The sequence below is a fragment of the Comamonas sp. w2-DMI genome, from assembly GCF_040187735.1.
In the GTDB taxonomy this organism is placed as follows: domain Bacteria; phylum Pseudomonadota; class Gammaproteobacteria; order Burkholderiales; family Burkholderiaceae_C; genus Comamonas; species Comamonas terrae.
Genome location: NZ_JBANEL010000010.1, coordinates 174,870 through 183,924, shown reverse-complemented (window position 1 = coordinate 183,924; position 9,055 = coordinate 174,870). Strand labels below are relative to the sequence as shown.

The window sequence follows — 9,055 nt, the reverse complement described above, 5'->3', positions numbered from 1 at the left end:
GCCGGTGTCGAAGATTTCCGGGGTATAGGCGCCGTAAGAAAACCACCACTCAAACAGCTTCCACGGGTGATAGATCGGCGTGCCAAGAAGATCGAACCAGGGCGAGCCAAGGCGTACTTGATAGCCAAGGGCTGCTGCTGTCCATTGTGTGGCACCCCACACTCCGGCGATCACGATGCCGAATACCACGGCGATCTGACCGAACAGCACGTTCGTCCCTTGCATGACCTGGCCTCCGATTTCTCCTGCGCCGATTCCTCATGGAAAAAGCGGCACAAGGACGTGCCGGAGGCGTCAGGATCGGTGCCGCGTCAGTGCCGGTCAAAGACCGTTTTAAGCAGAAAGATCGAGCAAAAAGAAAGAATTAGCGCGGTGGCGAGCCAACGAAAAACGTCGCAAGCGCAGGCGCGTTGCGGCGTGTCGGTCAGGAAATCCAATATTCGTGGCGAAGCGGCCACGATCAAAACTTAGGCGGCTCCTTCGGCGGTGTGTAGGGCGTTTCCCCGTCGCCATAGAACCGCTTGCGCGTGGCCTCGGCCACCCCTGTGATCGCGCTGTTCGCCATGGCGGCCGCGATGGCGCTGGCGGCGAGCTGGGCGGCCTTCGGCCAGCTCTGGAGCATTCAGGCGGCAGAGTGGTTCGTGGCCTTTGCCATGTGTCTCCTGGCGCTGCAGAAGCTCAAGGACGTGGACGGCTTCGCGACGATGTTCCTCAACTACGACCTGCTGGCCAAGCGCTGGGTTCGGTATGCCTATTTCTACCCGTTCGCGGAGGCCATCGCAGGCGTCCTGATGGTCGCGGGCGTGGGGATGTGGGTGTCGATTCCGTTGGCGCTGTTCATCGGGACCGTCGGGGCCGTGTCGGTTTTCAAGGCGGTCTATGTCGATCGCCGGGAACTCAAGTGCGCCTGTGTGGGCGGGGACAGCAACGTGCCGCTGGGCTTCGTGTCCCTGACCGAGAACCTGATGATGGTGGCGATGGCCCTGTGGATGTGGGCCAAGGTCGCCTACCTTGGGATGCACTGAGCGCCGCGCCAGGTACGGCGCAGCGCACGTGCTCGCATCGGCCGTCCTGTGTGCAGGCCGGCCACGACGCGGTGTTACTGCGCGCGCGGCGGGAAGCCAGCTTCGCTCAGGGCCGCGGCGATCTGCTCTTGCGAGGCCGAGGTCTGGACCTCGACACGGCGGGTCGGCGGGTCCGTGACGATCTTGGCGTTGGGGTCGATCGTTTGGATCGTTTTCGTAACGGTGCGGGCGCAGCCGCCGCAGGTCATGTCTTCGAGATGGAATTGCATGGAAAACTCCTTTCGGGTTGGGGTGTTTGAAGTCTGGTCCTTGCCACGGTTGGAAGGTCAAGCGCTATTTGCATCCCCGCTACACCAATCGGCCGAATGCTCATAGGGCAAGGCCGTGGTGCTCTTTACCCGATCCAGCACGAAGCTTGTCTTGCAGTCCTGCACGCTGGGGTGCTTGAGCAGCGTGTCGAGCACGAAGCGAGAGTAGTGAGCCATGTTCCTGACGACCACCCGCAGCAGATAGTCCATGTCGCCGGTCAGCGCATGGCATTCCACGACCTCCGGCCATTTCTGGACCGACGCGCGGAACACGTCCATGGGATTGCGCTTGTGCGAGTCGGAGTGCTTTTCGAGACGCACGTTCAGGTAGGCCGTGAGCGTGAGGCCGATCTTCTCCGAGCCGCTGCTCGGCCCGGTGTTCTTCGAGTTCATCGAGCGCAAGGGCAACTACCGCGAGGGCTTCGGCGAAGGTAACTTCGGTGCCTTGTTCGAGTCGATGGAGCGCGACCAGATCAACCGCGGCGCGCTGGAAATCAACCCAGCCTGATTCGGGCTTTCCCCCTGAAGGCATAGCACCTTCCGCATCTCGCGAGCCCCGGTGGGGCTCGCACTATTTTGGCAAGCGGCCTCCACGATGCCCATTGGCCCTCGTGCAGCTTGCACCATTCATCTCCTCACAATCGAACATCACCACGGCACGGTGCAGGCTTCTTTGACTAATATATGAACACATGTATAATTGTTTATTCAATATTTGGCCTCAGCTCGACTGGTGCTACAGCAGGCGTGCATCTCGTCCCCCGAATCAACATGGATCATGGAAGGACAAGACTATGGAACTTCGTCACTTGCGCTGCTTCATTGCGGTTGCTGAGGAACTCCATTTCGCCCGCGCTGCCGAGCGGCTGCACATCGAGCAGTCTCCACTGTCACGGGCCATCAAGGAACTGGAAGAAGAACTGGGCGTGATGCTGTTTGCCCGCACCACGCGCAGCACTCGGCTGACCCGTGCGGGCGAGCTGTTTCTGGAGCACGTGCGCCGCGTGCTCTCCGCCTTGGAGCAGGCACGCGATAGCGTGAAAGCGGCAGCAAACGGTTTTCATGGCCAGTTGCGCGTGGCATTGTCCGACGGCATCACGCCGTCGCGCCTTTCTGCGTTGCTCGTACTTTGCCGCCAGGAAGAACCCGAGGTCGAAATCCGGTTCTTCGAGGTGCCCCTATCGCAACAGATCAAGGGGCTGCATAGCGATCTGTATGACGTAGGGTTTGCTCAATCCGACGAAGTGGGCGACGGTATCGTCGCCACGCCCGCATGGAGCGATGCGCTGATGGTGGCCGTGCCAGCTCGGCATCCGCTTCTGGCCCACAAGCGCATCCCCTTGGATGAGTTGCTTCGCTATCCACTGGTTCTGTGCGATCCACAGGCATGTGAGGGCCATGCCAAGCAAGTTGAACGGGTGTTGCGCCGTGCGGATGTGGAGCCACTGATTGCAGAGAGGGTTTCGTCCACCGACCTGATGATGGCCCTAGTCTCGGCCGGTTTTGCGCTCGGCCTAGCAGGCAGTGCACACATTGCCGCCAGCCGTGAGCCGGGTGTAGTGGCCCGGCCGCTAGCTTCGCGCGTGTCGCCCCTCACGACCTATCTGTTGCGGCTGGACGGAGATCCGTCCGACGAGTTGGCGCGGTTTATTGAGCGCGCACAGGCCATCGAACAGCCGGAAACCCCCAGGCCCATACGAGGCCGTAATCCCGATCACCCGGAGGAACTGACGCCATGAAGAAGATCATCCCATTCTTGCTGGTTGCCGTGTTGACTGCCTGCGGCCAGTCCGATGGGCCACAGAAGTCCGCCGGTTCCGCAGCCAACATCCCGACAGTGGAAGAGCTGGCGGCCAACCCCGAACGGCTCAAGGAACTGCGCCAGCAGTGCAAGACCGACCGCCCCAAGCTGGGCGACGTGTTGTGCAACCGGGTGTAGGTCACGGCGTTCTTGTCCTTCACGGACATGCCGAAGAATTTGCGCAGGTCGTCGTAGCCGCCCACGCGCCGCCCGTTTATGAAGACCTGGGGCGTGGTCTCGACGCCATGCTCCTTCTTGAACGCATCCGTCTGCTCGCGGCTCGCCAAGTGTTTGTCCTCGACCTCGTAGCCCTTGCGGTTGAGCAGATCGAGCGACTTCAGCCCGTAGGGGCAGGTATGGCCGGGCATGACCATCCGGTAGAGCGTGGCTTGTTTGGGCGCAGACATGCTGGACTTCTCCTGTGGGACTTTTCATGGGCCGGCCGCAGCGCCGACTATCACGGATTGAAGGACTTTGACGACATTTCCAGCCTAACCGGCGGTGGTGCAAGGGGGTGTAGGCATCTGGCTCCCGGGGCGGTCGTCAGGCTGCAACGCCGTCAGTCCTCCGTCTGCCAGAGCAACCCCGCCGCAGGCCGGCGCGCCCGCGGCGGCACGCTGGGTCCTAGTGGTTCTCCTTGGCATGGTTGATCGTGTACTTCGGGATCTCGACGGTCAGGTCCTCGTTCGCCACGATGGCCTGGCAGCTCAGGCGCGATTGCGCCTCTAGCCCCCAGGCCCGGTCAAGCAGGTCGTCCTCGCACTCCTCGACCTCGTTGAGGGAATCGAATCCCTTGCGCACGATGCAGTGGCAGGTCGTGCAGGCACAGCTCATGTCGCAGGCATGTTCGATCTCGATGCCGTTGTCTAGCAGCGCCTCGCAGATCGAGGTGCCGACCGGCACGTTCAGCTCGGCGCCCTCGGGCGCCAGTTCAGGATGGGGCAAGACGGTGATCTTGGGCATGGTCTCTCCCGGCTGCTCAGTGCGCACGCGGCTTCTTTGCCGCTGCGTTGCCACTTGCACGCCGTGGCACGGCGCCGGTGCGCGCTTCGGGCTCGTCGTCGCTGGTATCGAGTTGCTCCAGCGTGTGCAGGATCGGGCAGTCGGGCCATTCGTCGCCGGCGCAGCACCGGATCAGCGCCTTGAGCGTCTCGGCCATCTCCAACATGCTCGCGATGCGCCGGTCCAGCTCGGAGATGTGCTGCTGCGCCAGGCGCTTGACGTCGGCACTCCGGCGCGACTTGTCGTTCCACAGTCCCAGCAGGTCCGTGATCTCGGCCACCGAGAAGCCGAGGTCGCGCGCACGCCGGATGAAGTGCAGCCGGTGTACGTCGTCCTGGCTATAGGCGCGGTAGCCCGAATCGTTCCGGTCGGCCGGGGGAATCAAGCCGATCTGCTCGTAGTAGCGGATCATCTTGGCCGAGACCTTCGAGGCCTTGGATGCTTCACCGATGTTCATGGTGTTCCTCCTTTCTCAATGAGCGGTATCCGCCGCCAGCGGCGGCTGGAAGCGGCGCAGGCGCAGCGCGTTGCCGAGCACGAACACGCTGGACAGCGCCATCGCTCCGGCCGCGAAGATCGGCGACAGCAGCACACCGTATGCGGGGTATAGGACGCCAGCGGCCACCGGGATCAGGGCCGTGTTGTAGCCAAACGCCCAGAACAGGTTCTGGCGGATGTTGCCGATGGTGGCCTTGGACAGCGCGATGGCGTTGGGCACACCCTGCAGGTTGCCGGACATCAGCACCACGTCGGCCGACTCCACCGCCACGTCGGTGCCGGTGCCGATCGCCAGGCCCACGTCGGCCTCGGCCAGCGCCGGCGCATCGTTGATGCCGTCACCCACGTAGGCGATCTGGCCGTGGGTGGCCTTTAAGCGGCGCACGGCTTCGACCTTGCCCTCGGGCAGCACTTCGGCCACCACCTCGTCGATGCCCAGTTGCTTGGCGATGGCCTGCGCGGTACGCGCGTTGTCGCCAGTGATCATCGCCACCTTCAGGCCGAGCTGGTGCAGCGCGGCAATGGCCGCGGGCGTGCTGGACTTGATCGGATCGGCCACCGCGATGATGGCGGCCAGTCGGCCGTCGATCGCGGCGTACAGCGGCGACTTGCCCTCATTGCCCAGGCGCTCGGCCGTGCGAGCGAAGCCGCTCACGTCCAACCCCAGCTCACGCATGAAGCGATCGGCACCGACCTCGACACGCGCGCCGTCCACGGTGGCGCGCACGCCCATGCCCGTGACCGAATCGAAGTCTGTCATCGTCGGCAGCGCGATGCCACCTTCCACGGCCGACTCGACGATGGCGCGTGCGATCGGATGCTCCGAGCGCGATTCGACAGAGGCGACCTTCGCCAGCACCTGGTTGCGGTCAAAGCCGTCGGCAATCTCCAGGTCGGTCAGGACCGGGCGGCCCTCGGTCAGCGTGCCGGTCTTGTCCACGGCCACCACCTTGGCGTCCTTGAGCAGTTGCAGGGCTTCACCCTTGCGGAACAGTACGCCCATCTCGGCGCCCCGGCCCGTGCCGACCATGATGGAGGTCGGCGTCGCCAGACCCATGGCGCACGGGCAGGCAATGATCAGCACCGCCACGGCATTGACCAGCGCGAAGGACAGCGCGGGCGACGGGCCGAACACCAGCCAGACCAGGAAGGTCAGCACGGCGGCCAGCATGACGGCGGGCACGAACCACAGTGTCACCTTGTCCACCACGGCCTGGATCGGCAGCTTGGAACCTTGCGCCTGCTCGACCATGCGGATGATCTGCGCCAGCATGGTCTGACCGCCCACGGCGGTGGCACGCAGCGTCAGCGCACCCTTCTGGTTGACGGTGCCGCCGACCACGGTGCTGCCTTCCGCCTTTTCGACGGGAATCGGCTCGCCGGTGATCATCGACTCGTCCACGAAGCTGCGGCCCTCGGTCACTTCACCATCGACCGGCACGCGCTCGCCGGGGCGCACTTCCACGATGTCGCCCTGCGCCACGTCGTTGATCGGGATGTCCACGATGCGGCCGTCGCGCAGCACGTGCGCCTCCTTGGCCTGCAGGCCGACCAGGCGCTTGATGGCCTCGGAGGTGCGGCCCTTGGCCCGTGCCTCAAGAAAGCGGCCCAGCAGGATCAGCGCCACGATGACGGCGGCCGCCTCGTAGTACACGTTCACCGTGCCGGCCGGCAGCAGACTGGGCGCGAATGTGGCGACCATCGAATAGCCGAAGGCTGCGGCCGTGCCGACCGCGACCAGCGAGTTCATGTCGGGACCCAGGCGGAACAGCGCCGGGAAGCCCTTCTCGTAGAAGCGCCAGCCCGGAATGGCGAGCACCAGCAGGGTCAGCACGAACTGCAGATACCAACTCTGCTGGATGCCGATGGTGGAAGCCACCCACTCATGCATGCCGGGAATCATGTGCGAGCCCATTTCGAGCACGAACACAGGCAGCGCCAGCACGGCGGCCAGGGTCAGGTCGCGCTTGAGTTCGGCGCGCTCGGCGTCCTTCTTCTCGGCGGCTTCCTCGTCGGCCTGCGCGCCGGTATCCACCGGGTTGGCCTCGTAGCCGACCTTCTCGATGGCCGCGATCAGGTCCGCCACGGCGGCCACGCCGCGCACGGTGGCACGCTCGGTCGCGAGGTTGACCGTGGCCTCGGTGACGCCGGGCACGGCCTTGAGTGCCTTCTCGACGCGGCCCACGCAGGAGGCGCAGGTCATGCCCTCGACCGCCAGTTCGACGGTGCCAGCCGGCACGTCGTAGCCGACCTTCTCGACCGCCTGGATCAACGCGATGCGATCGACAGGACTGGCCAGGCGGATGTCCGCCCGCTCGGTGGCGAGATTGACGGACACGCTGTCCACGCCCGGCACCTTGGCCAGGGCGGCCTCGACTCGGCCGACGCAGCTCGCGCAGGTCATGCCCTCGATGGGTAGGCTGATCGCTGCTGCGGTGGCACGAGCATCACTCGTTATTGGCATGCTCATGGTTGTTTCCCATAGTTGATATTCGACATGGGGGAGCTTAGGGTTTACCATCGTGGGAAGGTCAAGCGCTTTTTTCGGGTACTGTCAGGTTTCAGAAATGGCCCGGCGCACGGGGGAAACGAGGGGCCTTGGTCGCCAGGCTCGCCCTGGTCCCGGGCTGTGCGCGCGCTCAAGCGGTCGCAGCCTCGTTGATCCTGAAGGGCACGAACAGCCGTTCGAGGGTAGGAATTTTTGAGAGATGACTCCACGCAAACCAGCCAGTGCCCCACCGAAGGGCCCAAGCACCGATCTGGCCTCCCTGTCACAGAATGACGTGACCATCCTGGCCGAGACTTTCCGGCTCCTGGGCGATCCGTCGCGGCTCAAGGTCATGCTGTGCTGCATGAAGGGGTCCACGTCGGTAAGCGACATCGCGGAAGCCGTCGAACTCTCGCAGTCGTTGGTCAGCCATCACCTTCGACTGTTGCGTGGAGCCCGTCTGGTCAAGGGCGCGCGCCAGTCCAAGCAGATCTTCTATGAGGTAGCGGACAAGCACGTGAGCCAGGTGCTGCTGGACATGGCCATCCACATCGTTGAGGACAACAGCGACGACTAGCCTTGGTGCGAAACAGCCCTTACCGCGTCCCGTGAGGCCTATCCTTTCGGCCAGATCCGGTGCAAGTCATCCACGACCAGCACGTGATGGTGCCCGCCTTGGTTCGCGTGCTGACGCAAGTGGGGGTGATCCGCCGACAGGTTCGGATGGTCATGGGCCAAGTCCGGCGGGTCGCTGGCCGGCCACAGCCGAAGCGCCAGCGCCACGCCAGCTAGGCCGATCAAGGACATGACGACGAACGTCGATTGCAGCCCCATGGCCGCGCCGAAGCGTCCGGCCAGCGGGTAGCAGATGAGCCAGCAGGCGTGCGACAGCGCGAAGTGGGCCGCGAAGATCGCTGGACGGTCCTCGGCGTGGGCCGAGCGGCGCAGAAGACGGCCGGATGGCGTCTGCGCCACGCTGTAGCCAAAGCCGATCACCAGCCACAGCGGCAGCAACAGCGCATAGCTCGGCAGCAGTGCGCCGATCGCCGTGCCCACGACGAGGACAGCGGCGCCGGTGAGCATCGCGGGTCGGTCGGCTACTTTCTCCAGTAGGGACGGCAAGACGAAGGCGGCCACCATCGAGCCGCCTCCGAACGCCGCCAGTGCCCACGCCACCTCGACTTCGCCCAGGCCGAAACGCGCCTTCACGAGCACCACCGTGTTCACGATCACCATCGCGCCGGCCGCCGAGACGGCCAGGCTGATCGCCAGCAGGCCCCGCAGGCGAGGCGTGGCGAGGTAGATGCGCGTGCCGCGCGTCGTTCGCTCCCAGATGCCGCGGCGCGGGCCGGGGACGGACGTGGGCAACCGCACGCTGACCACGAGAGCGGCTGAAACGAGGAAACCGAGCACCGTTCCCGCGAACAGGTTGTGAAAGCTGATGACGGTCAGCAGCGCGGCGGCCAGCATCGGGGAAATCAGGCTTTCCAGGTCGTAGGCCAGCCGGGACAGCGACAGCGCCTTCGTGTAGTCCTCTTCGTCGGGAAGGATGTCCGGGATGGTGGCCTGGAAGGTCGGCGTGAAGCCGGCGGATGCCGCCTGCAGAACGAAGATCAGCAGGTAGATCTGCCAGACCTCGGTGACGAAGGGCAGGCACAGCGCGACGGCCGCTCGCACGAGGTCCAGCGCCACGAGCAGCGAGCGCCGCGGGAGCCGGTCGGCGAAGGCCTGCGCGACCGGCGCGACCCCCGCGTAGGCCAGCATCTTGATGGCCAGCGCCGTCCCGAGCACCGCGCCTGCATCCGCGCCGGCCAGCTCGTAGGCCAGCAGGCCGAGCGCCACCGTCATCAGGCCGGTGCCGACGAGCGCGATCACCTGGGCGGTGAACAGGTGGCGGTAGGTGCGGTTATTCAGGACGGAGAGCATCGGACGG

9 protein-coding genes and 6 pseudogenes are annotated in these 9,055 nt (G+C 64.8%); 6 read left to right on the top strand and 9 right to left on the bottom strand.

Annotated features, from left to right (window positions below):
• Nucleotides 1-225 (bottom strand): annotated as a pseudogene (locus V8Z74_RS12960) (conjugal transfer protein TraG); the annotation flags it as partial.
• Here V8Z74_RS12960 and V8Z74_RS12955 point away from each other — a divergent pair.
• Nucleotides 220-471: a hypothetical protein gene (locus tag V8Z74_RS12955; protein WP_124014400.1), complete on the top strand. Its 252-nt coding sequence runs from the start codon at nt 220-222 to the stop codon at nt 469-471. The pseudogene V8Z74_RS12960 and the gene V8Z74_RS12955 sit on opposite strands and share 6 nt — an antisense overlap.
• Here V8Z74_RS12955 and V8Z74_RS12950 read toward each other — a convergent pair.
• A pseudogene (locus V8Z74_RS12950) lies at nt 461-541 on the bottom strand (entry exclusion lipoprotein TrbK); the annotation flags it as partial. The gene V8Z74_RS12955 and the pseudogene V8Z74_RS12950 sit on opposite strands and share 11 nt — an antisense overlap.
• Nucleotides 542-563: 22 nt before the next feature.
• Between V8Z74_RS12950 and V8Z74_RS12945 the strand changes: the two are divergent.
• Nucleotides 564-1,025, top strand: a complete 462-nt coding sequence (locus tag V8Z74_RS12945; RefSeq protein ID WP_502879531.1) for a MauE/DoxX family redox-associated membrane protein — start codon at nt 564-566, stop codon at nt 1,023-1,025.
• A gap of 74 nt (nt 1,026-1,099) precedes the next feature.
• On the opposite strand, the gene V8Z74_RS12940 is transcribed toward V8Z74_RS12945, so the two are convergent.
• Both V8Z74_RS12940 and V8Z74_RS12935 read right to left on the bottom strand, forming a co-directional pair.
• Nucleotides 1,100-1,294 carry a heavy-metal-associated domain-containing protein gene (locus V8Z74_RS12940; RefSeq protein WP_003821167.1) on the bottom strand — a complete coding sequence of 65 codons (195 nt, stop codon included), beginning with the start codon at nt 1,292-1,294 and terminating at the stop codon, nt 1,100-1,102.
• Between the two features lie 57 nt (nt 1,295-1,351).
• Nucleotides 1,352-1,690: pseudogene (locus tag V8Z74_RS12935) on the bottom strand (Lrp/AsnC family transcriptional regulator); the annotation flags it as partial.
• Between V8Z74_RS12935 and V8Z74_RS12930 the strand changes: the two are divergent.
• The 3 genes and pseudogenes from V8Z74_RS12930 to V8Z74_RS12920 all read left to right on the top strand — a co-directional run.
• Nucleotides 1,683-1,841, top strand: a pseudogene (locus V8Z74_RS12930) (4-hydroxyphenylpyruvate dioxygenase); the annotation flags it as partial. The pseudogenes V8Z74_RS12935 and V8Z74_RS12930 sit on opposite strands and share 8 nt — an antisense overlap.
• 286 nt (nt 1,842-2,127) lie before the next feature.
• Complete coding sequence (locus V8Z74_RS12925) at nt 2,128-3,072, top strand: LysR family transcriptional regulator (RefSeq protein ID WP_008786747.1); 945 nt, start codon at nt 2,128-2,130, stop codon at nt 3,070-3,072.
• Nucleotides 3,069-3,269: pseudogene (locus tag V8Z74_RS12920) on the top strand (EexN family lipoprotein); the annotation flags it as partial. The gene V8Z74_RS12925 and the pseudogene V8Z74_RS12920, both read left to right, overlap by 4 nt.
• 77 nt (nt 3,270-3,346) lie before the next feature.
• Here the strand turns inward: V8Z74_RS12920 and V8Z74_RS26270 are convergent.
• The 4 genes and pseudogenes from V8Z74_RS26270 to V8Z74_RS12900 all read right to left on the bottom strand — a co-directional run.
• A pseudogene (locus tag V8Z74_RS26270) lies at nt 3,347-3,502 on the bottom strand (glutaredoxin domain-containing protein); the annotation flags it as partial.
• A 256-nt stretch (nt 3,503-3,758) separates the two neighbouring features.
• Nucleotides 3,759-4,097, bottom strand: coding sequence for an ISC system 2Fe-2S type ferredoxin (gene fdx, locus V8Z74_RS12910; protein ID WP_008786744.1), 339 nt, complete (start codon nt 4,095-4,097; stop codon nt 3,759-3,761).
• A 16-nt stretch (nt 4,098-4,113) separates the two neighbouring features.
• Complete coding sequence (gene cueR / locus V8Z74_RS12905) at nt 4,114-4,593, bottom strand: Cu(I)-responsive transcriptional regulator (protein ID WP_021162749.1); 480 nt, start codon at nt 4,591-4,593, stop codon at nt 4,114-4,116.
• A gap of 15 nt (nt 4,594-4,608) precedes the next feature.
• Nucleotides 4,609-7,098, bottom strand: a complete 2,490-nt coding sequence (locus V8Z74_RS12900; protein ID WP_426331919.1) for a heavy metal translocating P-type ATPase — start codon at nt 7,096-7,098, stop codon at nt 4,609-4,611.
• Between the two features lie 244 nt (nt 7,099-7,342).
• Between V8Z74_RS12900 and V8Z74_RS12895 the strand changes: the two genes are divergently transcribed.
• Entirely contained in the window at nt 7,343-7,699 is a 357-nt protein-coding gene (locus tag V8Z74_RS12895; RefSeq protein ID WP_008786741.1) for an ArsR/SmtB family transcription factor, read from the top strand.
• A 38-nt stretch (nt 7,700-7,737) separates the two neighbouring features.
• Here the strand turns inward: V8Z74_RS12895 and V8Z74_RS12890 are convergent, their stop codons facing one another.
• Nucleotides 7,738-9,048 carry an MFS transporter gene (locus tag V8Z74_RS12890; RefSeq protein WP_021162751.1) on the bottom strand — a complete coding sequence of 437 codons (1,311 nt, stop codon included), beginning with the start codon at nt 9,046-9,048 and terminating at the stop codon, nt 7,738-7,740.
• Nucleotides 9,049-9,055: the final 7 nt, after the last annotated feature.

What these genes read in the sequence shown, in the direction of transcription:
- V8Z74_RS12945 (WP_502879531.1), top strand. Translation starts at nt 564, where the DNA reads ATGGCGGCCGCGATGGCGCTGGCGGCGAGCTGGGCGGCCTTCGGCCAG.
- cueR (WP_021162749.1), bottom strand. Translation starts at nt 4,593, where the DNA reads ATGAACATCGGTGAAGCATCCAAGGCCTCGAAGGTCTCGGCCAAGATG.
- V8Z74_RS12900 (WP_426331919.1), bottom strand. Translation starts at nt 7,098, where the DNA reads ATGCCAATAACGAGTGATGCTCGTGCCACCGCAGCAGCGATCAGCCTA.
- V8Z74_RS12895 (WP_008786741.1), top strand. Translation starts at nt 7,343, where the DNA reads ATGACTCCACGCAAACCAGCCAGTGCCCCACCGAAGGGCCCAAGCACC.
- V8Z74_RS12940 (WP_003821167.1), bottom strand. Translation starts at nt 1,294, where the DNA reads ATGCAATTCCATCTCGAAGACATGACCTGCGGCGGCTGCGCCCGCACC.
- fdx (WP_008786744.1), bottom strand. Translation starts at nt 4,097, where the DNA reads ATGCCCAAGATCACCGTCTTGCCCCATCCTGAACTGGCGCCCGAGGGC.
- V8Z74_RS12890 (WP_021162751.1), bottom strand. Translation starts at nt 9,048, where the DNA reads ATGCTCTCCGTCCTGAATAACCGCACCTACCGCCACCTGTTCACCGCC.
- V8Z74_RS12925 (WP_008786747.1), top strand. Translation starts at nt 2,128, where the DNA reads ATGGAACTTCGTCACTTGCGCTGCTTCATTGCGGTTGCTGAGGAACTC.